A 24,329-nucleotide genomic window follows, 5' to 3' on the forward strand; every position below is an offset into this window, starting at 1 on the left:
AACGGGTGTCCCCGACCGTTGGTTTGCTAGTCCACGCACAGAACGTGGCGGCCTTCTGAATTATCGTCGGTACAGCTATCGAAGAGTAGGGTGCGTTTCGGTTCGCCGCGCCTAGGGACGGCGCCAGAGCCAGCTTCCGACCAGGGCGAAGAGGAGGCCGACGCAGGCGACGAGAAACGGCGTCGGCCGCCGGCGAACGCCGGAGACGGCGGACCAGGCGACGCCGGGCACGTGACGAATCTCGGGTCTGGCACGGGCGAGGTGCCACCACCCTCGAAGCAGTCGTCCCTCGCTGAAGTAACTCTTCGCCAGGACGAGTTCGTGACTCGAGCGGATCGCGTACCCCTCGGATTCGAAGCGATCGACGTCCTCGGCGTACAGGGAGAGGTACTGTTCGTCGGCTCGTCTGATCGTATCCGCCGGCGGCGTCCCCGTCTCCTCGCGGACGACCAGCGGTTCGTCGACGTACGCGAGCTTCCCGACCTCGAGGATTCGCAGCACGAATTCCGGATCTTGGAAGCGATCGAGCGTTTCGTCGAACCCCCCGACTTCCCGCGCGACGTCGGTCCGGACGATCAGCGTGGATCCGGCGCCGGTGTGAACGTTGTCGGCGAGGATTTCGCCGACGAGTTCCGTCCCGCCTTCCATCCGCGGTCGGTCGTCCGCACGGGAGAGGACGCTGGCCGCCAGCCCGCGAAGTCGATCGATCGGACCGGTGAGCTCGAACGCGAAGCCGCAGTAGGCCGCGACCCACTCCTCGGATCGCTTCTCGAGGACGTCGAGCTGGGCCTCGAGTTTCTCCGGTCGCCACTCGTCGTCGGAGTCGAGGAAGGCGACGTACTTTCCGCGTGCATGTTCGATCCCCGTGTTTCGGGCGACGTTCGCCCCCTGATTCGTCTCGTGGTAGATCGGACGCACCCGATCGTCGTCGTAGGATTCGAGGACCGATCGCGTGTCGTCCGTCGATCCGTCGTCGACCACGACCACCTCGAGCTCGTCGTAGGTTTGGGCGAGGACGCTGTCGATCGCTCTCGAAACCGTCTCCTCCCGGTTGTACGTCGGAACGATGACGCTAACCAGTGCCATTTCGTTCGATACTGGTCCCCCGGCGCTTTATTATCGACGGACTAAGTCGCGTTGTTACCTCGGCGAGAGGCGGGCGCGACGATCGGGTCCCGGCGAGCGGTCGGCGAGATCGGTCAGACTAGCCGAAGACCGGAACGCCGGTGTCCGGACCGAACGTCGCCAGGAGTAACCCCGATACCAGCAGCGTGATACCGGCCAGAAAGAGCATGCTCTGAAACCATCCGACGACCGTTAGATCGCCGTTGACCCCCTCGAGACGCCGACGGATCGGCTCGGCCCGAGGGCCGAGCGGCTCCGGAAGCCCGGCGAGTGCGTCGAACGGCTCGGCCGGCGCTATCGTTCCGGTCAGCACGGCGAAGACGAGATAGACGAACAACCCGAACGGCGGCACGAGAAGCAACGACAGCCAGGGGTTGACGACGACGGTCGCGAGGGCGAAGATCGGTACCGCGGCCAGCGCGGTCGCCGCGACGGCACGTCCCAGTCGCGCACCCGCGAGCGGGTCGACTCCGATCCGTCGCGCGGCGAGGACGTGGAAGACGAACATCGACCCGTACCCTATCGTCGTCGCGAGCGCAGCGCCGTGCATGCCGTACCCCGGGATCAACAGGGCGTTGAGCACGACGTTGAGCCCCGCCGCGCAGGCGGTCGCCCCGATCGGGTATCGGAGCGACCCCTCGTCCGTCGCGATCTCGAGGACGGGACGCGCCAGGGCGAACCCGAGCGCGCCGGGAATCAGGAGCAACAGCGGTTCGATCGCCGGCGTCGCGTCCGGGCCGAAGTACAGCGGAACGACGGCGTCGGCGAGCGCGGCGAGGGTGACGGCCGCGACCGCGGTCAGCAGGAGGGTGTTGCGGGTGGTCTTCGCCGCCAGGGCCGTGATCTCGTCGAACCGGTTTCTGGACCACAGCTCCGAGGTGGAGCGGCCGTGCACCGTCCAGATGACGATCGGGACGAACCAGAGGGCCTCCGCCAGGAGCAGCGCCGCCCGGTAGTTCCCGACCGCCGCGCTCTCCCGGAACCGCTGGAGCATGATGACGTCGACGTGATAGAGCGAGGCGAGCAGGAACAGCAGGACGAGGTTCCTCGAGTTGAACGTCAGCAGCTCCCGTCGGGGGAACCTCCGGGGCGGGATCCGAAACACGCTCGAGAGCGACACGCGCCGGTGAACCAATCCGAGCCCGACGACGGCGCAGACGAGACTCGCAACCGCGTATCCAACCAGCGCCCCGGAGACACCGAATCCGAGGGCGACGAGCGGGATCGCGACGACGACGAAAGCGAACTTGTCGAGGACGTCGAGCCGTTCGGCGTAGCGCTCGAGGTCGAGTCCGGCGAGCGCCTCGCGCGAGTAGGTCTGGAGCTGGACGACGATGCCGAGCAGCGCCAGTCCGTAGACGTAGCCCGTGTACTCTGCTCCGAACAGCGCCGCGACGTAGCCGCTCCGCGAGGCGAGGATCGTAACGACCGCGGCCGCAAGCGCGAACAACACCGCCAGCCGAAGGTAGTAGCCGACAACGTACGACTTCCAGTCGGCCATCGATCGACTCTTCGCGAGGAACTCGCGGACGCCGCCGGTGAGTCCGGACTGCACGAGGAGCATGTAGAGTGCGAACAGGGACAGCAGAAACGAGTAGTCGCCGAACCCGGCCGGGCCGAGCAGTCGGAAGAGGAGCGGCGCCGAGACGATTCCCGCGAGCAAAAGTGCAACCGTAGCGCTACCGAGCGACGGACTACCGCCGGGAGGGGTCCGATTCACGCGGACCCCCGGGGCCAGCGCGGTCGGCCCGCTCCCGACGCCGAAGCTAGCGGTGTTTGCGTGGTACCCACAGTGGTCGAAGCTCTATTCCGGGAGTCCTTATTATAACCGCATTAAGTTCCCGCAGCCGGGCGGAAGGGGTGGTCGAACGGGAGCGGGCGATCTCGACGCCCTCGAGGCCGCGAAGTTTGACGGAGAGACGGCGGCGATCGGTCGGAGCTGGCGTTAATCGGGGGATAAATAGGAGGGCCGAACTATCAGTGAGCCATGATGAACGAGAAGACGACGCGCCGGGCGCTCCTCGGCGGTCTCAGCACCGGCGCCCTCGGAGCGACCGCGGGCTGTCTCGAGAGTTTGAACGGCGGTGTCGATGAAAACGGGGAGAGCGGCCCCAGCACCGACGACTCGAACCGATCCGACGGCGAAGCGGAGCCCGACGAGGAGGCGCCGAGCGAGCCCGAGTCCGAGGAGCTTCCGGATATCGACGGCGGGGCGGTCGTGTTCACGTACGACGACGGGCCGATGACGGACTACGAACAGGCGTTCCCGGTCCACCGGGAGTTCGACGCGCCGGCGAGCGCGGGCGTCGTCACGGAGTGGGTCGGGCGCGAGGATTTCGACGGCAGGGACTGGATGGACGTCGAACACCTCGAGGAGTTGGCCGAGGCCGGCTGGGAGATCAACTCCCACACGACCGCACACACGGCGCTGGGGCAGTTCGAGCTCGTCGAGGACGTCGAGCCGGACGACGTTCGCGTCTATCCGGAGGAACGAAACCACGGCTTCCACCACGGGTACGAGATCGAAGTCACCGACGGCGAGAACTCGGCGGTGCGAACCGTCGTCGACTCCGACCACGACGGGATCGGCGCCTACCTCGAGTTCGACGAACCCGTCGGTGAGTCCTTCGCCGCCGGCGAGACCGTCGAGCGCTACCCGGAGGAGCTCATGCACGAGTTCCTCGGCGACTCGAAGGCCCAGCTCGAGGAGTGGGGGTTCGAGGTCGACACGCTGCTCGCGCCGTACGACATCTGCGACGAGTGGACGGTCGAGATCGCCGACGAGTACTACGACGGAATCGCGAACGCCAACCCAGGATCGATGGTCAACGACCGCGAGTCGTTCGATCCGTTCGATACCAACCGCGATTATTTCATCGAGTACGCCGATCCCCGGAACATCCAGACGCAACTCGACGAGGTCGCCACGCAGGGTGCGATCGGCATCGTCGGCGCCCACTCGTTCAAGGAGGAGGTCGACGAGGAGGGAATTCGCACGATGCTCGAGTGGATCGAGGAGCGCGATCTGACGGTCGTCACGCTCACCGACGCGTTCCGGGCCGTCGCCGCCGAGTCGTCGTAAGCGGGCTCGAGACCCGCCCGATCGACGACGGCCGGAACGGCGCTCAGTTCATGTAGCCGAGATCGGCCAGTCGCTCGGTCACTTCCTCGCCGGCTTCCGTCCGGTTCGCGTCGGACTCGTCGTACGCCGGGTACGACGTCGAACCGGCCGAGTCGACGACCGGGATCACGCTCCCGTCCATCCGGTCGCTGTAGGGCACGTCGAACGACGCCAGGATCGTCGGCGCGACGTCGAACAGGTGCGCCCGCTCGAGGGGTTCGTCCTCGTCGACGCCGTCTCCGGCGGCGGCGAACACGCCGTTGAGCTTGTGGTTCCAGGGCTCGGCCGGAGCGAAGTACTCGCCCCGGAGCTGCTCGGAGATCGCGTGGTCGAACTCGGCGGGGATCGTCACGACGTCGACCGCGTCGTCGGCGTACTCGCCGTGGAAGTACTGCTCCCGGGGCGCGACGGTCTCGAAGACCGGTTCGCCCTCCGGCGTCTCGACGGTCTCGAGTTCGCGGATGAGCTCCTCGCGGAGCTGCTCGTAGTCGTCCGCCGAAACGACGCCCTCGGGGTCGCGGCCCTCGAGGTTGATTCGGACGCCGAGTTCGGTGCGGGCTCGAACGTACGCCCGCGAGTTCTCGAAGTCGACCTGCTCGTTCGCGGTTCGAGCGACCCCGTCGGGCGCGAACTTCTTGACGGTCTCGGCCAGGCCGACGCGCTCGAGGGCCGAGCCGACGTTTCGGGCGGTGATGCCGAACCGATCCGCGACGGCCGCGGCGGCGCGCTCGCCGAGGCTGGGCTCCCAGGTCTCGGACTCCTCGCCCTCGCGGAGCTTGCGCCGCATCGGCGTCCAGGAGGGCATCCCCTTCCCCGAGGCGGTCGTCTCGACGTAGCCCCGGTCTTTGAGGAACTCGTTGACCCGGAACTCGTAACCCTCGTACTCGCCCATCCCGTGGTCGCTGGCGACGAAGACGTGGTCGGGATCGAACCGCTCGAGGATCGCGGCGATCTCGTCGTCGGTCGTCTCGTAGACCGAGCGAACTTTCTCCTCGTCGCCGAAGAACTCGTGGAAGACGGTGTCGGTCTTCTGGAACTGGACGAACCCGAAGTCGGGGTCGTACTCCTCGGCGAGGTACCGAAACGCCGCGCCGCGCATGCGGATCAGGTTTCGGTACTCCGTCATCTTCTCGGAGTCGGGTAGCGCGCTGTCGTCGCGCGAGTAGGAGGGATACACGCGGTAGTCGCCGATCGCTTCGCGAACCTCCTCGAGCAGCCCGTCCGGGTGACAGTCCGGGTTCTCCGGACCGATGAACCCGGGCAACAGGGCGCCGTCGAACGCCTCGGGCGGGTGGGTGATCGGCGCGTTGACGACGACGCTCGAGTAGCCGTGGCGGTCGAGCAGCGACCAGACCGTGTGCTCGTTGACGTCGTCGCTGCTGGTCACGTGCCAGTCGTACCCGTCGTAGCCGACGAAGCCGAAGGCGCCGTGTTTCCCCGGGTTCGCGCCCGTGTACATCGACGGCCAGGCGCTTGGCGTCCACGGCGGGATCTGGGACTCGAGCGGCGCGCTCGCTCCCTCGGAACAGAGGCGGTGGATCGTCGGGATCTCCTCCGATTCGTCGAGGTCGTCGAAGACCGAGAGATCCCCGGCGTCGATCCCGATTAAGAGCGTGTTCATACCGGTGGATTCGTCGTGCGGTTCCGATTGGTCGGTTCGAGACGGCGCGCTCTGTTCCATGTTCTGGTAGGGGGGTGTTCGTTCATAGCAAACCGATATCGGTTCGAACTAGTCGCGTCGGTTCGAAGCGAGGGTCGATACCACCTTATTATCTCCTAATTAACAGCGTCCGACAATCAAAAAGTATTTTCTGGTTGACTATACAAAATAATGACCAGTACGTTAATCGAACTTTTCTAGCAGTCGGGCGTAGAACGAACCTCCGGGGCCGAAATCCGACTCCCGGCGGTGGTCGGACTCGTCTGCGAGCTTCTCGACGATCAGCTCCGGCGTCGAACGGGCCAGTCGATCCTTCACCGGGGAGCGCTCGACCTCGAGTTCGCCGTCGACCAGTCCGACGGCCTCGATCCCGTCGACCGTGACGTCGAAACCGGCCGTCTCCCGGATCTCGCCCGCCAGGTGGGAGACGAACACGGCGGTCGCGCCGTTTTCCGAGAGCGCCTCAAGGATTCCGGCGATGATCTTCGCGCTGGCGCCGGGTTCGGTGATGCTCTCGAGTTCGTCGACCAACACGAGCGACCCCTCGCCGCTCCGGGCCAGGTCGGCGAACTCCCTGACCGTCGACTCGAAGGCTCCGGCGTCGAGGGTTCCCTGGGTCTTCGCGTGGTAGTGGAGGTCGTCGAACCGCCGGAGACGCGCGTCCGCGGCGGGAACGGGCAGTCCCATGTGGGCCAGCACGACGATGCTCGCCACCAGATCCAGTGTCGAGGTCTTCCCGCCGCTGTTGACCCCCGACAGCAGGGCGACGCCGGAGACCTCGTAGTCGACGGGGTCGATCGCCTCGACGGGCTCGTCGAGCAGCGGGGATCGACCGCCCTCGATCGCGAACCCGACGTCGCCGTCGCCGACCGTCGGCATCGTACACGCGAACTCGTCGGCAAAGCGGGCGACGGCCAGTTCGAGGTCGAGTTCGAGCGCGTCGCGGACGAGCTGACGGGCCGCCTCCCGCTGGTCGGCCAGGTCCGCCGCGAGTTCCCGTTTGAGACGGCTCGCGCGTCGCTCCTTGGCCGCGGTCAGCTCGGTCCGCAGACGGGCGACCGTGTCCTCGTCGCGCTCGACCGGAAACGTCGGTTCGTCGGCGAAGAGCCGGCGAGCCAGTTCGGCCTCGCCGGGCTCGAGCGCGAGCGCGTCGATCACGTGCTCGCGGGCGGCCTCGACGGCCGCCGCGTGCTCGTCGGCCAGTTCCCGGGAGAGCAGCGAATCGACGCCCGCGCCGCGCTCGACCAGCGAGAGCAGGTCCGACCCCTCGATCGTGACGTCCTGCTCGCGGATCGCCTTCCGCAGGTGGTCGTTCGCGACGGTCTCGGCCGTCCCGACCGCGGCGTCGACGTCGTCGGCGGCCGCCGTCAGTCGATCGAGCTCCGCGTCGCCCGCGACGGTCCCGTCCGCGGCAAGCCGAGAGAGCCCGTCCTCGAGCGCCGCGAGGTCACAGTCCGCGTCGAGCTCGGCGACGCGGTGGACCTCGATCGCGGCCCGGATCCGGTCCCGATTGCGCGCGAAAAACGCCAGCGATCGCTCGGGGACGACCTCGGCCGGGTTCTCGAGGGCGTCCGGCTCGACCCGGACGTCGCCCTCGACGGCGATCCCCGCGAACGACTCGTCGAGCGCGATCACCGTCGCGTACCCGCGGGCGAGCTCGGCCAGCCCCTGCGCGTCCTCGACGACCTCGACCGGGAGCTCCGGGATCGCCTCCCTCGCCTCGGCGTAGCGCTCCGCGTCTGTCGTCGCGAGACAGCGTTCGCGGACCCGAACGTCGTCGGGTTGCCGGAGCGGCTCGACGCCCTCGAGGGCCTCGAGGACCTCGGGATCGGGCTCGCGGGCGATCGCCGCCTCGGCGAACGCCTGGACCTCCTCGATGCGCGAGCGCCGCGAACTCGGATACAGCGTCTCGAGTCGCTGGGCCGCGTAGTCGGTGACGGTGCGGTCCTTGAGCAACTCGAGCAGGCTCCGGTAGACCTCCCGGGCCCGGTCCGTCGCGAGGAACTCGCCGGGGTCGTCGTGTTCGTACCGGATCGCGCCGCGCGCGATGCGGGCGGCCCGGCCCTGCGAGATGCCGGGCGCCGACGCGATCGTCGCGACGTCGCCAGTTCGCAGCGCTCGCTCGGGATCGTCGAGGGCCGACAGCGACCGGGCGGTCTTCTCGCCGACGCCCGGGATCGACTCGAGGTCCATCGTTCTCGACCGGCGTATCAGACCGAAGTGAGAAAAAGGTCCCGTCCGCGCTTCCGATCCCGTCGGCGTCCCCGGCGCGGGGCAGTTCGGCGGAGCGATCGTCGTCACTCGGTTAATCAAAACCCGCAACTTCGTGAAAATGTGAGGGGATAAACAGTGTTCGGGTCCACGTGTAGTTACCAATGATCGAGAGTTACGACAGGGTCTTCGAGACGCTAGCGAACGAACAGCGGCGGCGGATACTGTTTGCACTCCTGAGCGAACCGCTCAACCTCGACTCCCCGCCGGACGGATTCGAGAGCCGGGAAATCGCTGCCCTCGAGCGGCATCACGTCCATCTCCCGAAACTGGTCGATTGCGGGTTCGTTCGCTGGGGTCCGGGAGCGCGCGTCGTCGAGGAGGGGCCACAGTTCGAGGAGATCGAACCGCTTCTGGAACTGCTCGCCGAGTACCAGCCACGACTCGCCGTCAGCCGGGACCGATAAACGGAGTTCGGAACCGACTGCACCCGCTCGTAACCACGATGGCGACCCACATTCATCACCAACACGTCGACGAACCGATCGACGTCCTTCTGGTCGACGACAACCCCGGCGACGTCCGGTTGACTCGGGAGGCGTTCGAAACCGCACGGACTACCGTCGAGACGGAGCTCCACGCCGTCAGTACGGGAGACGAAGCGCTGGCGGCCCTCTCCCAGTCCGACGAGTACGCGGCGGTTCCGCCGCCCGATCTCGTGTTGCTGGACCTGAATCTGCCCGGTCACGGCGGCTGTGACGTTCTCGAGCAGATCAGGAGCGATCGGCGGTTGCGGCGACTACCGGTGTTGATACTGACGAGTTCGGCCGACGAGGACGACGTCTCGAGGTGTTATACCGCGAGCGCCAACGCCTACCTGACGAAACCCGTCGATCCCGGGGAGTTCGTCTCGATCGTCGAGGCGATCGATCGGTTCTGGTTCGAGCAGGCGCGGTTTCCGCCGACGGACCGATAGGTCACGGTTTCCGCCGTCGCTATTTGTTCGTCGAGTTCGGAGAAGTCGACTGACGAGTCCCGTCGTGGTTGGGCTAGCGCGGGACTCGCCACTCTCCCCTTTCGGGCGTGTACTCAAGTAGCTTGTGTGATTATTCGGGTGAAAGCCGCCAGCGGTCGATCGGCCGTGGGATATCGAACCTGAATTCTTTTCCATCCGTACGCTCTACAGTAGGTGTTCGGTTATCCGAATTCGTGGTTGGGCCATGACTCAGGACAAGACAACGGACGAAGCGGTTAGCCTGTTGCAGAACCTCGGGCTACAGGAGTACGAAGCGCGCTGTTTTATAGCGTTGAGCAAACTGCCGAGCGGAACGGCCAAGGAGATCCACGAAATTTCCGAGGTTCCACGGACGCGGGTGTACGACGCGATCCGCGTCCTCGAATCCCAGGGTCTGGTCGAAGTCCAGCACTCGAGTCCGCAGCTGTATCGCGCCGTCGGATCCGACGAGGCGACGGAGATCCTCCGACAGCGCTACAACGACCGCATCGACACGCTCGAAACCCACCTGCAGAACACGAAGACAGAAGAGATCGATGACGAGGGCCACGTTCAGGAGGTGTGGTCGCTGACGGGCCAGAGCGCGATCGAGTCGCGGACCTTCGAGTTGATCGGCGAGGCCGACTCGGAGATCGCGCTCCTCGTCGTCGACGAAGACGCCCTCTCCGAGTCGCTGTTCGACACCCTTCGGACGGCGACCGACCGCGGGATTTCGGTCGTCATCGGCGGCCAGACCGGCTCGATTGCCCGATCGCTCGAACAGACCCTTCCGAAGGCGCGCGTGTTCGAAACGGGACTCGACTGGCTCACGGGGCCGAAGAACGACGAAGAGGTCGCGATCAGTCGAATCCTGCTCGTCGATCGGGAGACGCTCCTGATCGGATCGTACTATCCGGAGTCTACGGACGACGAACCGGCGGAGCAGGCGGTCTTCGCCCGGGGGTTGCAAAACGGTGTCGTCGTACTCCTCCGGCGGCTGCTGACGGCGGGACTACCCGCCGTCGAAGATCCCGGACGGTAGTCCGAATCCGGCCACTTACGGCCTTGCGAGATCCGGGACCGTCGTTATCCTCCCGACGCCGTAAGAGAGAGTATGGTACTCAAGAGGCTCCTCGGGTCGACCGCGACGCGGTCGCTCACGGTCGTGTCGGTGCTTGGCAACGCGAAGCGGGCCTACCAGCGGGGCAACCGCGCTCGCGCAGCCCTGCTGTTCGGCGTCGCCGTCCTCGCCTGGAAGTGGGTGATGGTTGGAATGGCCGCACAGGGAGTCATCAACCTGTTTCGGTCCGACGATGCCGGGACCTCGACGGCGTAGCGTCTAGTCGCCGAAGTCGGCCGCCTCGAAGCGTTCGGTCGCCAGCTCGTCGACTTCCGTCCGCAGGTCGGCCTCGAGGTCCTCGAAGCGCCGACGCCGTGGCCGCCGCTTTTGGCTGCCTGCAGGGCGTTTCTGTTCAGCTCACCGCTCGGCTCGACGACTGGCAACTCCAGGTCGGTGAAGTTCTCCGACGGGAATCCCGACGCCGAGAGGAGGACGCGGTCGTCGACCCCTCTCTGATCGTCGATGTCGAAGTCCTCGAGTTACGGATCGTACCACCCGTCGGTCGTCGCGTCCGAGAACTCGGACTCGTGTCGCTCGTCGTCGGTCGCGCTCGAGGGGACGTCGGCTCGAGTAATGGCTCTGTACGTGCGACGGGTTACGCGCTCGGAGCCGTCGACGGGCGGAACCGCGAGTCGGGATAGAAATCCGCGGTGGCGAGCCCGAGAAGGACGGCGCCGTCACTCGCCGTCGACGGACCGCTGCGAGAAGACGCTGTCGGCCGTCGCCGCCCCGACGACGCTGAAGATCGAGCCGACGCTTACGGCCTTGAACGTGATCAGCGCCGTCTCGGCGTTCAGGCCGTCGACGTCGAGGAACGTGTCGGGGGCGTCGAACAGGAGCGCCAGAATCGTCACCGAACCGAACGAGACGCACATAAGCGAGACGAACCGGACCGGGACGACGCTCCCGACGCGCTGTTCGGCCGCCGGATCGTGTTCGGTGTCGGCCGTGTACAGCGCCGCGTACCCGATGGCGAACACGACGCCGATCGTGACGAGCGCCTGGACGTTGCTCATGTTCGCCGCTAGGACCCAGACCTCCTCGGTGACGACGAACGGACCCGCGAGCAGGAATCCGCCGACGACCTGCTGTGCGGAGTCCGCCGGTCGAAACCGTCGGGGGCGACGGGGGCGTCGGAGTTTCACGGCCGTGAGATAGCGGTCCGGAGGTGAAATACCAACCGATACTCGAGTCCCGAACCGGAAACTGAGAGCCCGGTCGTCGAGACGAGAACCGAAATACGGCAGGCTGGTGCAGGCACGCCAGGTTCCGCGCGAGGGCCCCTCGAATCTATCACGAAGGACGTCGATTCGTGCGCTCCGATCGGTCCCACGACCCGACGAACTACCGTCGCTCCAACTCACGATGAACACGAGTATCGAAGTCGAGTACTGGGTGATCGACGACGACGGCGATCTAACCGCACCCGAATCGCTCGCGGACGTCTCCGAGTACACGGAACGAGAGTTCGTCGAACCGCTGCTCGAGCTGAAGACGCCGCCGTGTCGCTCGGTCGCGGAACTCCGAGAGACGTTCGTCGAGCAACTCGAGGGAGTGCTCGCCGCGGCCCGGCGGGCCGACAAGGGACTCGTTCCGCTCGGCACCCCGATCAACTGCGACGGGATCGAGCGCCGTCCCGGCGAACGCGGGCGGATCCAGAAGGCGGTTATCGGCTCGGACTTCGACTACGCGAACTACTGCGCCGGGACCCACGTCCACTTCGAACAGCGCAACGTGACGGACCAGCTCAACGCGCTCATCGCGCTGGACCCGGCGCTCGCGCTCGTCAGCTCGTCGCCGTACTACCAGGGCGAGCGCGTCGCCAACAGCGCGCGGGCGCACTGTTACCGCAAGCGGGGGTACGCCGAGTTCCCGCGCCACGGCCAGCTCTGGAACTACGTCGATAGCGTCGGCGAGTGGTCCCGCCGTCTCGAGCGGTGTTTCGAGGAGTTCGAGGACGAAGCCCTCGCGGCCGGCGTCGAGGCCGACGCGGTCGCCGAGCACTTCGCCGCGGACGACGTCGTCTGGACGCCCGTTCGGCTGCGCGACGAGATGCCGACCGTCGAGTGGCGCTCGCCGGACGCGGCGTTCCCGAGCCAACTGCTGGGGCTCGTCGAGGAGCTCTACGGAGTGATGGAGACGCTCCACCACACGAACGTCGAGATCGACGACGGCGATAACGGGGCCGAAGCCGGCCACGTCACGAACGAGGGGATCCGGCTCCCCGACTACGATACCGCTTTCGACCTCGCCGGCGCGGCGATTCGGAACGGTCTCGAGTCGACCCCCGTCGTGAACTACCTCGACCGAATGGGGTTTTCCGTCCCCGACTACCACCCGATCGCGACCCAGATCGACGGCCGCCAGTACGTGACCAAAAGCGACGCCCGCGAGCTGCGCCTCGAGTACGCAAACCGGCTCGAATCGGACGTCGAACGGTTAGCCGCGACGAACTGAGCCGCGGCCGAGAAGCACGGCAGTGGGGAGTCGCGGGAGCGAACGATCAGTTTCCGTCGTCGTACTCGTACTCGTCTTCGGGGTCCTCGACGCCCTCGGTGCGCGAGCCGACCCAGGCGCCCAGCGAGATGCCGTAGACGAGGTGCGCGGCGTGAAACAGCGCGAGTTCGTCAGCATCGAGGCGGATGTCGAGTAGTTCCTTGAGCATGATCTGCGAGCCGAACGCCGACAGTCCCATGCCGAACACCGATCCCCAGACCAGACCGCGCTGTTCGGGTTCGATCGAACGGTCGGCGTCGAACAACGCGAACAGCGCGCCGAATATCATCCCGCCCTGGATTCCGTAGACGAAATGGAGGATCAGCCCGATGAGCGGGTGATTCTCGGGATCGTCGCCGCTGACGTACGTCGACCAGAAGTTCGCCGACGGCGGCAGGGAGCGCAGGATCGGCAGCCGGAAGGCCGTCATGATCAGCGTCGCGACGAACCCCGCCTGGATCCCCCGGACCGCCGCGCGCGCGGCGTGTTCGGCGCGGGACTCCTCGGCCGTCGCACCGGTGACGTCCGAGGAACCCGTTTTCGACCGCAGTCGTCGAATACGTTCGGAGACGGTCATGGTGTTCTCGTGGCACCTACCGCGAACACGAACTTAACAGCCGGGCGTGCAGTGGACGGCCGACGACGAGGTAGAACGCTCGCGGAGTTCGCAAGCGCGCTCGGAGCCGCGGGGAACCGACGCGTCGAATCGTCCGAACGACAACGCGCTTTTGCCCGTCCGGTTCGAACGAGGGGCCATGACAACGGTCGAGGCGAAACTCGAGGACGCGCGCGCGGACCTCGAGGGTCGCGACGGCGTGTTGATCGCCTTCTCCGGCGGGGTCGACTCGAGCGTGGTGGCCGCCATCGCCGAGGACGCCCTCGGCGAGGACGCGGTCGCCTGCACCGCCAAAAGCGAGACGCTGCCGGCGGCCGAACTCGAGGACGCGCGGCGGGTCGCCGACGAGATCGGCATCCGCCACGAGATCGTCGAGTTCTCCGAACTCGAGAGCGACGCGTTCGTCGAGAACGACGACGATCGGTGCTACCACTGTCGAACGATGCGGCTGGGCGAGATGATCGAGACCGCGCGGAAGCTCGGGATCGGGACGGTCTGTGACGGAACCAACGCGGACGATCCGGGCGCAGGCCACCGACCGGGACTGCAGGCCGTCGAGGAACTCGAGGTCCACTCCCCGCTGCTGGCTCACGACGTCGACAAGGAAGAGGTCCGCGAGATCGCCGAGCACTACGGCCTCTCGGTGGCCGACAAGCCGTCGATGGCCTGTCTGTCCTCGCGGATTCCGACCGGGCTCGAGGTCACCGAGGACCGCCTGACGAGGGTCGAGCGAGCGGAGGCGCTGCTCCGGCAGTGGGGGTTCGACCAGTTCCGCGTGCGCGACCACGACGGCCTGGCCCGTATCGAGGTCTCGGCCGACGAACTCGAGCGCGCGCTCGAACTCGAGTTCGTCGAGACCGTCCGCGAGGAGCTCTCGGAGATCGGCTTCGACCACGTCACGCTCGATCTACACGGCTACCGAACCGGAAGCGTCAGTCCCGAAGGCGAAACCGAGCGCGATCCCGAGGACGAGGCGGTCGTCGAGGACGTCTTCGCGGCGGAGTCGACCTGATCGCGTCGGCACGTGCGCGTCGTTTCGCGTTCCTTTCGGCGGAGCCGACTCGTCTATCGTCCAGTTATTCCAGTCATAAGGAGCCAACTGTACAGTGTTTAACGGGATTCGAGACCCGAAATTCGACTTCAAAGGAGTTTCTACGGAATATTTCGGAAATATTGCGCAAGTCGATACGAACGTAGCCGTCCGAAGGGTATCGATGACCGATGGACGACGAGGACGCCCCGTCCCCCTGGAGGATCGAAACTGACCGAACCTACAGCGCGGCCGACAGCGATCGGGAGCTGCGCTACCTCGCCTACCGTCACGAGTCCGACGACCTGCGAGTGAAGGTCGCTCCGGCCGCCCTCGAGGGCGACTCTCACCCCGGCTACGCGCTCACGGTCACGAGCTACCCGGGACTGGAGCTCTCCGAGACGAAACCCGTCAGAACGGTGTTGACCTTCGAACGCTGCGATCGGATCGCCCGCGAGTTCATGAAGCTGTTTTCCGCGCGCTACGACGGGCCCGGAACCCTCGAGGACGCCCTCGAGTACGCGCGCCGACGAACGGCGGACCACCGGTAGGGGAGACCGAGACGAGAACGAAAACGGCTCAGTCGTCGGAGGGAACCAGCGAGCTCTTCGCGGTCGCCTCCGCCAGCGACTCCGTCTCCGCGAACGGGTACCAGGACTGCTTGGCGTCGGTCATGTACGGCGCCTCGAAGTCCGTCTCCTCGGGTTCGCAGAACTCGATCAGCGCCTCGGTTCCGGTCGCCTCGGCCCACTGGCGGAACGTCTGTCCGTCCGTGCGGTGGGCGGCGAAGGCCTCGAGCACGTTTTTGATCGCCCCGGGCGCCTCGTCGGCGGGAATCCGCTGCTGGATCCACTCGACGAAGGAGGGATCCTCGCCGACCCCGCCGCCGACGCCGATGTCGAACGCCTCGACCATCTCGCCGTCCTTGCGGGCGCGCATCCCCTGCAGGCCGATGTCGGCGGTCATCGCCTGCCCGCAGTCGGCCGTACAGCCCGAGTAGTGTAGCTTGATCGTGCCGACGTCGTCGGGAAGGTCGACGTTCTCGTTGAGCCAGCGCAGCGTGCGGGCCATCCGAGCTTTCGTCTCGGTCAGCGCGATCGAACAGAACTCCGTCCCGGTACAGGCCATCGCGCCGCGCTCGAACGGACTCGGCTCGGGGCGGTACTCGGAGAGCAGCTCCTCGCCGAGCAGCGCCTCGAGGACGTCCTCGTGGACGTCGACGATCACGGGGTTCTGCCGGCGCGTGAGCCGGAGCTCGCCCGAGCCGTACTCGTCGGCGAGGTCGGCGAGCTCGAGGGCGTCGTCGGCGGGCATGCGACCGACCGGGACCGTCAGGCCGACGTAGTACATCCCCTCGCCTTCCTGTTCGTGGACGCCGACGTGGTCGCGCTTGCCGGCGTCGGCGGGTTTGCCGGCGTTGTAGGTGTACTCCTCGCGGAAGCTCTCGCCCGCGGGCTCGAGCTCGACGTCGACGTACTCCTCCTGGAGCGTCTCGCGGATCTGCTCCTCGCCCCAGTCCTCGACGAAAAAGCGCGTGCGGTTCTTCGATCGGTTCTGGCGATTGCCGTGGTCGCGGTAGAGCTCGACGAACCCGCGGCCGACCTCGTAGGCGTTCTCCGGACGAACGAAGACGTCGAGCGGGCTCGCGGCGCGGGGCTGGCGACCGCCGAGGCCGCCGCCGATCCGGACGTTGAACCCCCTGACGAGCTCTCCATCGATCTCCTTGCGTGCCGGCTCGAAACCCACGTCGTTGAGCGCGTCCTGTGCACAGCCCGATTTCGACCCCGTCACGCTGATGTTGAACTTCCGGGGCATGTTCGACAGGGCGTCGTCGCCGCGCAGTTCCTCCTGAAACCGCTCGAGCAGCGACCCCGAGTCGACGTACTCCTCGACCTTGCCGCGGAGCGCCGACCCGGAGATGTTGCGCATCGTGTCCCCGCCCGCCGACCGGGAGGAGACGCCGACCGACTCGAGTGTCTCCCAGATCTCGGGGACGTCCTCGAGTCTGAGCCAGTGGAGCTGGATCGACTGGCGGGTCGTCAGGTCCAGCCAGCCGTTGCCGAACTCGGGGTTCTCGACGGGACCCGTCGCGTAGTCGCGGGCGACCTCGGCGATCGTCCGCAGCTGGCCGGGCTCGAGGACGCCGCCGGCGTTGGTCAGCCGCATCATGAAGTACGATTCCTGGCCGTCGCGCTGGTGGAAGAGTCCCCAGAACTTGAACCGGGTGAACCACTCCTCGCGTTCGTCCTCCGGAATCGCCTCGTAGCCGCCGTTCTCGGCGAACTCGAGGACGTGCTCGCGAACCTCGTCGCCGTAACAGTCCTCCTTTCGGGCTTCCTTTTTATGCGCCATCGTCGGCCACCTCAATCTGACGATCGAACCCGAATTCGGGATTTTTCTCTCCAAACATGACTCGATTCACGTTCTACCCACACGATCGGTACCTGTATAACTGTAATCGTTTACAAATTACTACTTATCTACGGAGTTGGACGTCGAGCGTCGGATCTCCAATCGGCTCTAATCTGTATAAGGGAATATCTCCGAACCGAGCGAACGCTCGAGCGCTCGATTTCGAGGCGGAATCGACGGTCGAGGACCTCGAGTCGAAACGCGATCAGGGGAGGAGAGTGTCGCCGATTCGGTCGGGCCGCGTCACCTGTCTGTCCACTTCAGCAGCAACAGCGTTCCCTCGAACAGGGCGATCATCGTAATCGCGACGATGATGGGGGCCATCCCCGTCGGGTCCATCGTGAACATGAACGACAGTCCCGCGAATCCGGCCCAGAAGTACAGGCGCTTGTTCGCGAGCCACTTCCGGGTCGTCACGCCCATCATGATCGCGAGCATGATAAACAGCGGAATCTGGAAGACGATCGCGAGAAAGCCCGTCAGGGTGATGATCAGGTCGAACGTATCCCCGAGCGCGTAGGCGATGTCCGCGCTCCCCTCGGCGTAGAAGGTGAAGTACTGGAAGAGGATCGGCAGGACGAGCAGGTACGAAAAGACCATGCCGACCCCGCCGAGGACGACGCTCGTCGGCACCGCCGCGAGGTAGTACTTTCGCTCGTGGGGGTACAGCCCCGGTTTCATAAACAGGTAACACTGGTAGACGAACATCGGCAGCGCGACCATGACGCCAAGCAGCGCCGAGAGCTTGATCCGGGTCAGCCACAGCTCGAGCGGGTGGTAGATATGCGGCGGCGGCACCTGCTCGAACTGCGAGGGAAAGACGTTGTGCCAGACGTGATCGATCGCCTGGGAGGCCCACAGCAGCCCGATCGCGGTCCCGGCCGCCCCGACGAGGAACACGACCGCGAGCCGGAGCACCATCTCCTCGATGTGGTCGGCCAGGGGCATCTCCTCGTCGTCCGGCGGGGTCGAGATCCCGCCGACTTCGTCGTCCGGATCGGGGTAGTCCGGTTCCGAGTCCTCCTGACGGTCGCCGACGATCCCCTCGCCGTCGGTCTCGAGTTCGGGTTCGTCGTCGACCGGTCCGTCGACGTCGCTCGGATTCCCCGCCGCGGAACCGTCCCGCGGCTCTTCGGGGGGGTCGACGTCCCCATCAGTGGCCGACTCGTCCGACATCTATCGAGATATAGATAGCCCGTCAGTTATAGGCCTTTTCTTACGGCCACCGGAATCGGCCGGGGAGCCGCCGTCGGTTCTCGAAACGGCCGTTTCGTACACGAAAGGTTGATAACCGGATGTCGGTTACGATCCACCAGCAAATGAGTTCTGCCGTCGACGAGGACACGGCCCGAGCCATCAACAGCGGCCGGGAGACGCTCGGCGCGATGCTCTCGAGCCTGCAAACGCACCTCCAGAAGGTGTTCATCATCTTCGTCGTCGGGTTCCTCGGGTCCTTCTACGCGCTCCGGATCTGGATCTGGGACTTCCTCAAGCAGACGGCGACCTCGGAGATGAGCCAGGTCGTCGCCGACGCGACCGACATCATCACCCGGACGCCGTTCGAGGTCATCCTTCTACAGGCGAAGATCGGCGTGTTGGTCGGGATCATCGTTTCGATCCCCGCCCTGCTGTACTTCTCCCGACAGAAGCTGCGCGAACGCGGGTACCGGTCGACGGTGCCGATCACGAAGGTTCACCTGGCCGGTTTCGCAGCGACCTCGTTCGTTCTGTTTTTCGTCGGAGTCTTCTACGCGTACGCGATCTTCTTTCCGTTCGCGTTCGAGTTCCTCGGCGCCGTGGCGTTCGACGCCGGGGTCACCCCCAGCTGGGGCATCACCGAGTTCACCGAGTTCATCGCCCTGCTGACGCTCTCGTTCGGGCTCGCGGCCCAGATGCCGCTGTTCATGGGAATGCTCTCCTACACGGAGATCGTTCCCTACGAGACGTTCCGCAACAAGTGGCGCCACGCGGCGGTCGCGATCACGGTTTTCGGCGCGATGTTCTCCCCGCCGGATCCGTTCACGCTGATCATGTGGGCGCTGCCGCTGTTCGCGCTGTACGTCTTCAGCCTCGGTCTGGCGAAGGTCGTCGCCAACGTCCGGCGCCGCGGTGCGGCCGAACTCGACACTGGAACCGGGCTGATGAAGCGGCGGTTCGTCCAATTCCTCGGGCTCGTCACGCTCGCCGGCGTCGGGGCGGTCGTCTTCGTCTCCCAGGGCGGGTTCGCGTTCGTCAACCGGGCGGTGTACCCGAACCTCCCCGCGTGGCTCCGGCCCGAGGGCGGGACGCTCGGTTTCTGGGAGCTGTACGCCGATCACGGCGCGCTCGGTCTCGTCGCCATCGGCGCGATCACCGCCGCAGCCGTCGGCGGACTCGTCCTGGTGGGGTACACGATCAAGGTCCTGCAGTCTCCCGTCTATCCCCGAGAGGACGACATTCGGTCCGCCGAAACCGCCGACGACGTCGACTTCGAGACCCTCGAGGCCGAAGACATCGAGGAGGTGCCCGCGACGGTCTTCCTCGCGATGGAGGAGGAAGAGGCCCTCGAACACTCCCGGAAGGCGATGTACGACGACGACCGGGAGAAGGCCCAGGCCATCCTCGACCGGTACGACGGCCTCCAGAAACGACAACAGCGGTCCGAGGACGGCCCGGGCGCGGACGCGAACCTCGGTGCAAGCGGTGGCGGAGCCGCCGACGGCGCGGCCGCCGACGGGGAGGACGACGGCGGTGTGTTCTCGAGCACGGCCGCCGGGATGCTCGACGCCTTCACCGAGGAGGAGACGACCGAGGACGACATCGGCGGCTACGCCTACGACCTCGCGTTCATCGTCAACAGCCTCACCTCGAAGATGTTCTACATTGTCGGCGTGTTCATGCTCGTGCTCGGCGGGGCGTTCGTCGCGCTCTACCAGGGCGGGTTCGGCGTCATCCTCACCCAGTTCGTCGAGCGCGTTCCGGACGGCGCCCTCGCGGAGGTCACGGACATGACCGAGGCCGAAATCGCGGCCGCGGACACGACCGTAGAGATGGTCGACATCCTGAATCAGGCGGGACTCGTCATCGCCCTCCACCCCGTCGAGGTGCTGATCTTCATGGTGAAGGTCAGCACGATCCTGGCGGTCATCGCCGTCCTCCCGCTGATCATGTACTGGGGCTGGCCGGCAGCCAGGGAGCGCGGTCTCGTCCGCGGCGATGCCCGAGTGTTCCTCGTCTGGGGCGTCGCGATCATCGCCGGGTTCGCCATCGGACTGTTCCTCGGATTTTACTGGATCGCGCCGGCGGTGATCTCGTATCTGATCACCGACGCCGTGACCAACGGGATGGAAATTTCCTACCGGATCAACAGCTTCTCGTGGCTCGTGATCTACACGACGCTGGGCGTCGGCTTCCTGTTCAACATCGTCGTCACGATGGCGCTGTTCCACGTCGGCGGCATCGTCAGCTACCGGACGATGCTCGAGCGGTGGCGGCCCATCGTCGTCGGGATCTTCACCGCGGCAGCCCTCTTCAGTCCGAAGGGGATCCTGACGATGCTGCTGGTCGCGATCCCGATCGCGCTAACCTACGTGCTCGGGCTCGTCGTGCTGTACGTCCTCACCGGCGGGGGTCGCCTCTTCGGAGGCGGCGGGGGCGGGACGGCCGAGCCCGACCCCGAGCCGACCCCGTCCGGCGAGTAGCCGGACGGATCGCCGACGGCTTAAGGGCATTCCCTGCGAACGGGCACCCATGCCCAAGATCAGCGTCGAAATGCCACAGGAGTTGCTCGACGACCTCGACGGCCACGTCGGCGACGACGGAAAGTTCGTCAACCGCAGCGACGCGATCCGCGCCTCGGTTCGCAAGACCCTCGACATCCTGGACGAGATCGACGACCGCCACGACCGACTCGAGAGCGACGAACGACGGGAGTCGTAATTACCGATCCTCAGAACCAGATTGCTTATGGGGGTTCGACGGTGTACCCTGTGCCATGACGACACCAACGACCGAGCGGGAACTCGAGTCGCCGACGGAGACGGTCGAACTCCCCGCGACGGAGACGGTCCAGCGCGCGCTTCACGAGGCGACGGCCCATCTGTACGACGAACTCGCCGTAGCCGGCGAGACGACGGAGCTACCGCCCGAAGTGTTCGACGGGCTCGAGGAGCTGTACGTCGCCACGGGCGAGGAGTCGGTGACGACGGTCCGGATCAGCTACGAGCGCGAGTAAGGTGGGGCGTCAGTCCCGGTCGATTCGCTCGGCGAATCCGAAGTTGGGCTTGACGTCGCCGACGCGAACCGCGACGGTTTCGCCCGCCTCGGCGCCGGAGACGAACAGTCGGTAGCCGTCGATCGACGCGATGCCATCGCCCTCGCTGCCGACGTCGACGATCTCGACCTCGAGTTCGTCGCCGGGCCGAAGGGCGGTGGTGAGCCGTCCCTTGGCGACGAGGTACAGCTCCGAGGACGACTCCCGGGAAGCGTCGGGCGCCGTCGCCCGGACGTACTGGAACTCGTCCTCGAGGTCGGCCCGGAACGCGTCGACGTCGGGACCCTCGAACACCTTCGCGACGAAATTGCCGCCGCTGTCGAGCAGGTCGAGGGCCGTTTCGAACGCCTGTCGGGCGAGGTGCAGCGACCGGGCCTGATCGAGCGAGTACTCGCCGGACATGTTCGGCGCCATGTCCGAGATAACGACGTCGACCGCGCCGCCCGCGGCGTCGGTGACCCGATCTCGGGTTCGTTGCTCGGTCATGTCGCCGCGGATCGTCTCGACGCGGTCGGTGCCGCCCCCCACCTCGAGATCCTTGATGCGCTGGAGGTCCACGCCCACGACCTGTCCCTGCGGACCGACCCGCTCGGCGGCGACCTCGAGCCAGCCTCCGGGAGCCGCCCCCAAGTCGACGACGGTGTCGCTCCCGGAGATAACGTTCTCGAGGTCGTCGAGCTGCTTGAGTTTGTAGGCCGCCCGACTGCGGTACCCCTCCTGTTTCGCCTTGTTGTAGTAGTGGTCTTTCCGTGTCATGGTTCGATCGCGCCGATCCGATCGGCGTCGGCGACGCCGGCGACGGATCGGCCGTATTCGTACCTCGAGTAGGGACCTGAAGCGGAAAGACCTGCTGATCGGGGAGAGCGCGTTCCGGCGTGTAACTTACGGGTGGGGCCGTGAACGCTCGCCCATGGAAACGCCACCCGAACTGAAAGCGGCGGCGGGTGACGGCGACGAGGACGACACCGCCTCCGTCGAGCCGAGCGAGGGAATCGACGGCGAACCGAAGACGAAACTCGGCTGGGGCAGCGACGCCTAAGGGGGGTACCCGCTTTGCAACGACGCGATCGACGAGATCACCGACGGGGAGATCCGGCTGCGCGGGGAGTACTGAGCCGGGTTCGCTCGCGTGCTTTCTTTTGAATCGCCCGCGCGTAAAGAGTGCATTTTTATGCCGACCGTCCGTACCTCGAGCCATATGTTCAAGGCCATCGTGAGCGCGGAAACGCTCACCAGCGCGCTCGATTCGGTGAGCGTACTGGTCGACGAGTGCAAGATCCATCTCGAGGAGGAGGGGCTCGAAATCCGGGCCGTCGATCCCGCGAACGTCGGGATGGTCGATCTCTCGCTCGAGGCGGCCGCGTTCGAATCCTACGAGGCCGACGGCGGACTGATCGGAGTGGATCTCTCGCGGCTCGAGGACATCGCCGGAATGGCCGACTCCGGACAGCTCATTCAGCTCGAACTCGACGAAGAGACCCGCAAGCTCCACATCCAGATCGACGGGCTCGAGTACACCCTGGCGCTGATCGACCCCGACTCGATCCGCCAGGAGCCCGACATCCCAGAACTGGACCTGCCCGCACGGGTCGTCCTCGAGGGGAAAGACGTCAACCGCTCGGTGACGGCCGCCGACATGGTCTCCGATCACATCGCCCTGGGCGTCGACGAAGGCGAGGAGTTCTTCTACGTCGACGCGGAGGGCGACACCGACGACGTCCACCTCGAACTTACCCGGGAGGACCTGATCGACCTGCAGGTCGGGCCCGCTCACTCGCTGTTCTCGCTGGACTACCTCAAGGACATGAACAAGGCGATCCCCGGCGACGCGGAGGTCACCCTCGACCTCGGCGAGGAGTTCCCCGTCAAGATCTACTTCGGATTCGCGGAGGGACTGGGCCAGGTCACCTACATGCTGGCGCCGCGGATCCAGAGCGACTGACACCGCCGTTTTCGCTCGATCACGTTCGATCGCTTCTCCTTCGCGTGCGACGGTATCTCACTCGATCCAGGACTTAAAACGTCGATATGGTAAGCACCGCCCCTACCAGTCCCCTCCGCGTAGGGAGAACGCGCATGCCCTCCACCAGCGACCCCAGCGATCGACGGTACGAGGCGACGTTCGATCCCGCCGGCGACAGCGCCAGCGAGGCCGTTCTCGAGGCGGTCGGCGCGGCCGCCGGCGTCGATCCGCTCGAACTCGAGCCACTGTACGCCGTCGTCGATCCGGACGCGATCGACGCGCTGTGTGCACACGCCCGCCGGACGGACGGGAACCGGGCGCACACCCTCCGGTTCTCCTACGCCGGCTTCGACGTCGACGTCCGGACCGACGGGCGGATCCGCGTCTCGGATCCGCCGGCGACCTCCGGCGCGGTCGCCGGCGACTGATCACTCGTGGTCGGCGAGAAACGACAGCAGCGTCTCGTTGACCCGCTCCGAGTCCTCGATGAAAAAGCAGTGCGAGCCGTCCTCGACGAGTTCGAGGCGCGTGTCCGGAATCTTCTCGCCGAGTAGCTTGCCGTTCGCGACCGGGAGAACCCGGTCGTTCGTCCCGTGCATGACCAGCGTCGGCACCCGAATGCGTTCGAGGCGATCGCTGACGTCGAACTCGAGGGCGGCCGCGGCCTGGGCCTCGCGGGCGGCCTCGCCGGCGTCTTGCTCCAGTCGCCACTCGATGATGCGATCCATCAGGTGCGGGTTCCGGTTGGTGAACCGCTCGTTGAAGGCGGGTCGCATCCGGTGGCGGACGACCTCCCGTTCGTTCGCGCCGTCGGGCACGTCGAACATGTGCTCCTGGGTCTCGTCGGGGATCGGGACCGCGTCGACCCCGCCGTGGGTGGTACAACACAGCGTCAGCGTCTTCGTGCGGGAGTACTCCAGCGCGTAGCGCTGGGCGACCATCCCGCCCATGCTCGCGCCGACGATGTGGGCGTCGTAGATCCCGACGTCGTCGAGAACGGCCTCGAGGTCGGCGGCCAGCCCGCCGATCGAGTAGCCGGCGAACTTGAAGATCAGCGGGGCGCGGAGCCTGCGCGGGAGCCGGGGCAACAGCGGCGGGAGCCCGGCTTCGGATCGCCCCGTCCCCCGGTTGTCGGGGGCGATCACGCCGTACTCGCCGGCGACGGCCTCGCGCTGCCAGCGCCACATCCACCGTCCGAAGCCGAGTCCCTGCAGAAAGACGACGGGCGTTCCCTCCCCGCCGTCGCGTTCGTAGTAGATCGACACGCCGTCGCGAGTGACCCGTGGCATACCCGTGCCGACGCAGCGGACGCCCTTGAAATCGACCCTC

25 protein-coding genes are annotated in these 24,329 nt (G+C 66.2%); 15 read left to right on the forward strand and 10 right to left on the reverse strand.

What is annotated here, in order from left to right; genetic code table 11:
* Positions 1-111: 111 nt before the first annotated feature.
* Together C492_RS04525 and C492_RS04530 are read right to left on the reverse strand one after the other, a co-directional pair.
* Complete coding sequence (locus tag C492_RS04525; RefSeq protein ID WP_008420889.1) at positions 112-1,086, reverse strand: glycosyltransferase family 2 protein; 975 nt, start codon at positions 1,084-1,086, stop codon at positions 112-114.
* Between the two features lie 118 nt (positions 1,087-1,204).
* Positions 1,205-2,788, reverse strand: a complete 1,584-nt coding sequence (locus C492_RS04530; protein WP_008420891.1) for an oligosaccharide flippase family protein — start codon at positions 2,786-2,788, stop codon at positions 1,205-1,207.
* 327 nt (positions 2,789-3,115) lie between these two features.
* Here C492_RS04530 and C492_RS04535 point away from each other — a divergent pair, with 327 nt between their 5' ends.
* Positions 3,116-4,207, forward strand: coding sequence for a polysaccharide deacetylase family protein (locus C492_RS04535; RefSeq protein ID WP_083898741.1), 1,092 nt, complete (start codon positions 3,116-3,118; stop codon positions 4,205-4,207).
* 43 nt (positions 4,208-4,250) lie between these two features.
* Here the strand turns inward: C492_RS04535 and C492_RS04540 are convergent, their stop codons facing one another.
* Positions 4,251-5,927, reverse strand: a complete 1,677-nt coding sequence (locus C492_RS04540; RefSeq protein ID WP_008420895.1) for an alkaline phosphatase family protein — start codon at positions 5,925-5,927, stop codon at positions 4,251-4,253.
* A gap of 162 nt (positions 5,928-6,089) precedes the next feature.
* Positions 6,090-8,099, reverse strand: a complete 2,010-nt coding sequence (locus tag C492_RS04545; RefSeq protein WP_008420897.1) for a MutS-related protein — start codon at positions 8,097-8,099, stop codon at positions 6,090-6,092.
* 182 nt (positions 8,100-8,281) lie between these two features.
* On the opposite strand from C492_RS04545, the gene C492_RS04550 reads away from it, so the two are divergent.
* The 5 genes from C492_RS04550 to C492_RS24850 all read left to right on the forward strand — a co-directional run bounded on the left by C492_RS04550 (position 8,282) and on the right by C492_RS24850 (position 10,872).
* A complete protein-coding gene (locus C492_RS04550) occupies positions 8,282-8,584 on the forward strand; it encodes a hypothetical protein (protein ID WP_008420899.1) in 303 nt (100 codons plus the stop codon).
* A 38-nt stretch (positions 8,585-8,622) separates the two neighbouring features.
* Positions 8,623-9,093, forward strand: a complete 471-nt coding sequence (locus C492_RS04555) for a response regulator (protein ID WP_008420901.1) — start codon at positions 8,623-8,625, stop codon at positions 9,091-9,093.
* 244 nt (positions 9,094-9,337) lie between these two features.
* Positions 9,338-10,153 carry a TrmB family transcriptional regulator gene (locus C492_RS04560; RefSeq protein ID WP_008420902.1) on the forward strand — a complete coding sequence of 272 codons (816 nt, stop codon included), beginning with the start codon at positions 9,338-9,340 and terminating at the stop codon, positions 10,151-10,153.
* A 72-nt stretch (positions 10,154-10,225) separates the two neighbouring features.
* Positions 10,226-10,447 carry a hypothetical protein gene (locus C492_RS04565; protein ID WP_008420904.1) on the forward strand — a complete coding sequence of 74 codons (222 nt, stop codon included), beginning with the start codon at positions 10,226-10,228 and terminating at the stop codon, positions 10,445-10,447.
* A gap of 98 nt (positions 10,448-10,545) precedes the next feature.
* Positions 10,546-10,872 carry a hypothetical protein gene (locus tag C492_RS24850; RefSeq protein WP_008420906.1) on the forward strand — a complete coding sequence of 109 codons (327 nt, stop codon included), beginning with the start codon at positions 10,546-10,548 and terminating at the stop codon, positions 10,870-10,872.
* 36 nt (positions 10,873-10,908) lie between these two features.
* Here C492_RS24850 and C492_RS04575 read toward each other — a convergent pair whose 3' ends face one another.
* Positions 10,909-11,376 (reverse strand): DUF2391 family protein, encoded by a 468-nt coding sequence (locus tag C492_RS04575; protein ID WP_008420908.1) that lies wholly within the window; start codon positions 11,374-11,376, stop codon positions 10,909-10,911.
* A gap of 220 nt (positions 11,377-11,596) precedes the next feature.
* Between C492_RS04575 and C492_RS04580 the strand changes: the two genes are divergently transcribed.
* Complete coding sequence (locus C492_RS04580; RefSeq protein WP_008420909.1) at positions 11,597-12,688, forward strand: glutamate-cysteine ligase family protein; 1,092 nt, start codon at positions 11,597-11,599, stop codon at positions 12,686-12,688.
* Between the two features lie 46 nt (positions 12,689-12,734).
* Here the strand turns inward: C492_RS04580 and C492_RS04585 are convergent, their stop codons facing one another.
* Positions 12,735-13,304, reverse strand: a complete 570-nt coding sequence (locus C492_RS04585; protein ID WP_008420911.1) for a DUF6789 family protein — start codon at positions 13,302-13,304, stop codon at positions 12,735-12,737.
* Positions 13,305-13,482: 178 nt separating this feature from the next.
* On the opposite strand from C492_RS04585, the gene larE reads away from it, so the two are divergent.
* Together larE and C492_RS04595 are read left to right on the forward strand one after the other, a co-directional pair.
* Complete coding sequence (gene larE / locus C492_RS04590; RefSeq protein WP_049892730.1) at positions 13,483-14,355, forward strand: ATP-dependent sacrificial sulfur transferase LarE; 873 nt, start codon at positions 13,483-13,485, stop codon at positions 14,353-14,355.
* Between the two features lie 209 nt (positions 14,356-14,564).
* Complete coding sequence (locus C492_RS04595) at positions 14,565-14,924, forward strand: hypothetical protein (RefSeq protein ID WP_008420914.1); 360 nt, start codon at positions 14,565-14,567, stop codon at positions 14,922-14,924.
* 28 nt (positions 14,925-14,952) lie between these two features.
* Here C492_RS04595 and C492_RS04600 read toward each other — a convergent pair whose 3' ends face one another.
* Together C492_RS04600 and tatC are read right to left on the reverse strand one after the other, a co-directional pair.
* On the reverse strand, positions 14,953-16,725 hold the full coding sequence (locus C492_RS04600) for a nitrite/sulfite reductase (protein ID WP_008420916.1): 1,773 nt from the start codon (positions 16,723-16,725) through the stop codon (positions 14,953-14,955).
* A gap of 303 nt (positions 16,726-17,028) precedes the next feature.
* Positions 17,029-17,961, reverse strand: coding sequence for a twin-arginine translocase subunit TatC (gene tatC / locus C492_RS04605; protein WP_008420918.1), 933 nt, complete (start codon positions 17,959-17,961; stop codon positions 17,029-17,031).
* A gap of 143 nt (positions 17,962-18,104) precedes the next feature.
* Between tatC and C492_RS04610 the strand changes: the two genes are divergently transcribed.
* Genes C492_RS04610 through C492_RS04620 form a run of 3 tightly spaced genes read left to right on the forward strand, consistent with a single transcriptional unit; the run spans position 18,105 to position 20,998 of the window.
* The gene (locus C492_RS04610; RefSeq protein ID WP_008420920.1) at positions 18,105-20,465 is read left to right on the forward strand and encodes a twin-arginine translocase subunit TatC; all 2,361 of its coding nucleotides are present in this window, start codon (positions 18,105-18,107) and stop codon (positions 20,463-20,465) included.
* A 49-nt stretch (positions 20,466-20,514) separates the two neighbouring features.
* The gene (locus tag C492_RS04615; protein WP_008420922.1) at positions 20,515-20,703 is read left to right on the forward strand and encodes a ribbon-helix-helix domain-containing protein; all 189 of its coding nucleotides are present in this window, start codon (positions 20,515-20,517) and stop codon (positions 20,701-20,703) included.
* Positions 20,704-20,758: 55 nt separating this feature from the next.
* Entirely contained in the window at positions 20,759-20,998 is a 240-nt protein-coding gene (locus C492_RS04620; RefSeq protein WP_008420924.1) for a hypothetical protein, read from the forward strand.
* A 9-nt stretch (positions 20,999-21,007) separates the two neighbouring features.
* Here C492_RS04620 and C492_RS04625 read toward each other — a convergent pair whose 3' ends face one another.
* Positions 21,008-21,793 carry a 23S rRNA (uridine(2552)-2'-O)-methyltransferase gene (locus C492_RS04625; protein WP_008420926.1) on the reverse strand — a complete coding sequence of 262 codons (786 nt, stop codon included), beginning with the start codon at positions 21,791-21,793 and terminating at the stop codon, positions 21,008-21,010.
* Positions 21,794-21,947: 154 nt separating this feature from the next.
* Here C492_RS04625 and C492_RS25505 point away from each other — a divergent pair, with 154 nt between their 5' ends.
* The 3 genes from C492_RS25505 to C492_RS04635 all read left to right on the forward strand — a co-directional run bounded on the left by C492_RS25505 (position 21,948) and on the right by C492_RS04635 (position 23,428).
* Positions 21,948-22,076 carry a hypothetical protein gene (locus C492_RS25505; RefSeq protein WP_275040322.1) on the forward strand — a complete coding sequence of 43 codons (129 nt, stop codon included), beginning with the start codon at positions 21,948-21,950 and terminating at the stop codon, positions 22,074-22,076.
* Positions 22,077-22,235: 159 nt separating this feature from the next.
* The gene (locus C492_RS04630; RefSeq protein ID WP_008420927.1) at positions 22,236-22,979 is read left to right on the forward strand and encodes a DNA polymerase sliding clamp; all 744 of its coding nucleotides are present in this window, start codon (positions 22,236-22,238) and stop codon (positions 22,977-22,979) included.
* A gap of 134 nt (positions 22,980-23,113) precedes the next feature.
* Positions 23,114-23,428 (forward strand): HalOD1 output domain-containing protein, encoded by a 315-nt coding sequence (locus C492_RS04635; RefSeq protein ID WP_008420929.1) that lies wholly within the window; start codon positions 23,114-23,116, stop codon positions 23,426-23,428.
* Here C492_RS04635 and C492_RS04640 read toward each other — a convergent pair whose 3' ends face one another.
* Positions 23,429-24,289, reverse strand: a complete 861-nt coding sequence (locus tag C492_RS04640) for an alpha/beta fold hydrolase (protein WP_008420931.1) — start codon at positions 24,287-24,289, stop codon at positions 23,429-23,431. It lies immediately after the preceding gene.
* Positions 24,290-24,329: the final 40 nt, after the last annotated feature.

This window comes from Natronococcus jeotgali DSM 18795, from assembly GCF_000337695.1.
Lineage (GTDB): Archaea > Halobacteriota > Halobacteria > Halobacteriales > Natrialbaceae > Natronococcus > Natronococcus jeotgali.

What these genes read in the sequence shown, in the direction of transcription:
- C492_RS04525 (WP_008420889.1), bottom strand. Translation starts at nt 1,086, where the DNA reads ATGGCACTGGTTAGCGTCATCGTTCCGACGTACAACCGGGAGGAGACG.
- C492_RS04535 (WP_083898741.1), top strand. Translation starts at nt 3,116, where the DNA reads ATGAACGAGAAGACGACGCGCCGGGCGCTCCTCGGCGGTCTCAGCACC.
- C492_RS04540 (WP_008420895.1), bottom strand. Translation starts at nt 5,927, where the DNA reads ATGGAACAGAGCGCGCCGTCTCGAACCGACCAATCGGAACCGCACGAC.
- C492_RS04545 (WP_008420897.1), bottom strand. Translation starts at nt 8,099, where the DNA reads ATGGACCTCGAGTCGATCCCGGGCGTCGGCGAGAAGACCGCCCGGTCG.
- C492_RS04550 (WP_008420899.1), top strand. Translation starts at nt 8,282, where the DNA reads ATGATCGAGAGTTACGACAGGGTCTTCGAGACGCTAGCGAACGAACAG.
- C492_RS04555 (WP_008420901.1), top strand. Translation starts at nt 8,623, where the DNA reads ATGGCGACCCACATTCATCACCAACACGTCGACGAACCGATCGACGTC.
- C492_RS04560 (WP_008420902.1), top strand. Translation starts at nt 9,338, where the DNA reads ATGACTCAGGACAAGACAACGGACGAAGCGGTTAGCCTGTTGCAGAAC.
- C492_RS04565 (WP_008420904.1), top strand. Translation starts at nt 10,226, where the DNA reads ATGGTACTCAAGAGGCTCCTCGGGTCGACCGCGACGCGGTCGCTCACG.
- C492_RS04580 (WP_008420909.1), top strand. Translation starts at nt 11,597, where the DNA reads ATGAACACGAGTATCGAAGTCGAGTACTGGGTGATCGACGACGACGGC.
- C492_RS04585 (WP_008420911.1), bottom strand. Translation starts at nt 13,304, where the DNA reads ATGACCGTCTCCGAACGTATTCGACGACTGCGGTCGAAAACGGGTTCC.
- larE (WP_049892730.1), top strand. Translation starts at nt 13,483, where the DNA reads ATGACAACGGTCGAGGCGAAACTCGAGGACGCGCGCGCGGACCTCGAG.
- C492_RS04595 (WP_008420914.1), top strand. Translation starts at nt 14,565, where the DNA reads ATGGACGACGAGGACGCCCCGTCCCCCTGGAGGATCGAAACTGACCGA.
- C492_RS04600 (WP_008420916.1), bottom strand. Translation starts at nt 16,725, where the DNA reads ATGGCGCATAAAAAGGAAGCCCGAAAGGAGGACTGTTACGGCGACGAG.
- tatC (WP_008420918.1), bottom strand. Translation starts at nt 17,961, where the DNA reads ATGTCGGACGAGTCGGCCACTGATGGGGACGTCGACCCCCCCGAAGAG.
- C492_RS04610 (WP_008420920.1), top strand. Translation starts at nt 18,105, where the DNA reads ATGAGTTCTGCCGTCGACGAGGACACGGCCCGAGCCATCAACAGCGGC.
- C492_RS04615 (WP_008420922.1), top strand. Translation starts at nt 20,515, where the DNA reads ATGCCCAAGATCAGCGTCGAAATGCCACAGGAGTTGCTCGACGACCTC.
- C492_RS04620 (WP_008420924.1), top strand. Translation starts at nt 20,759, where the DNA reads ATGACGACACCAACGACCGAGCGGGAACTCGAGTCGCCGACGGAGACG.
- C492_RS04625 (WP_008420926.1), bottom strand. Translation starts at nt 21,793, where the DNA reads ATGACACGGAAAGACCACTACTACAACAAGGCGAAACAGGAGGGGTAC.
- C492_RS25505 (WP_275040322.1), top strand. Translation starts at nt 21,948, where the DNA reads ATGGAAACGCCACCCGAACTGAAAGCGGCGGCGGGTGACGGCGACGAG.
- C492_RS04630 (WP_008420927.1), top strand. Translation starts at nt 22,236, where the DNA reads ATGTTCAAGGCCATCGTGAGCGCGGAAACGCTCACCAGCGCGCTCGAT.
- C492_RS04635 (WP_008420929.1), top strand. Translation starts at nt 23,114, where the DNA reads ATGCCCTCCACCAGCGACCCCAGCGATCGACGGTACGAGGCGACGTTC.
- C492_RS04640 (WP_008420931.1), bottom strand. Translation starts at nt 24,289, where the DNA reads ATGCCACGGGTCACTCGCGACGGCGTGTCGATCTACTACGAACGCGAC.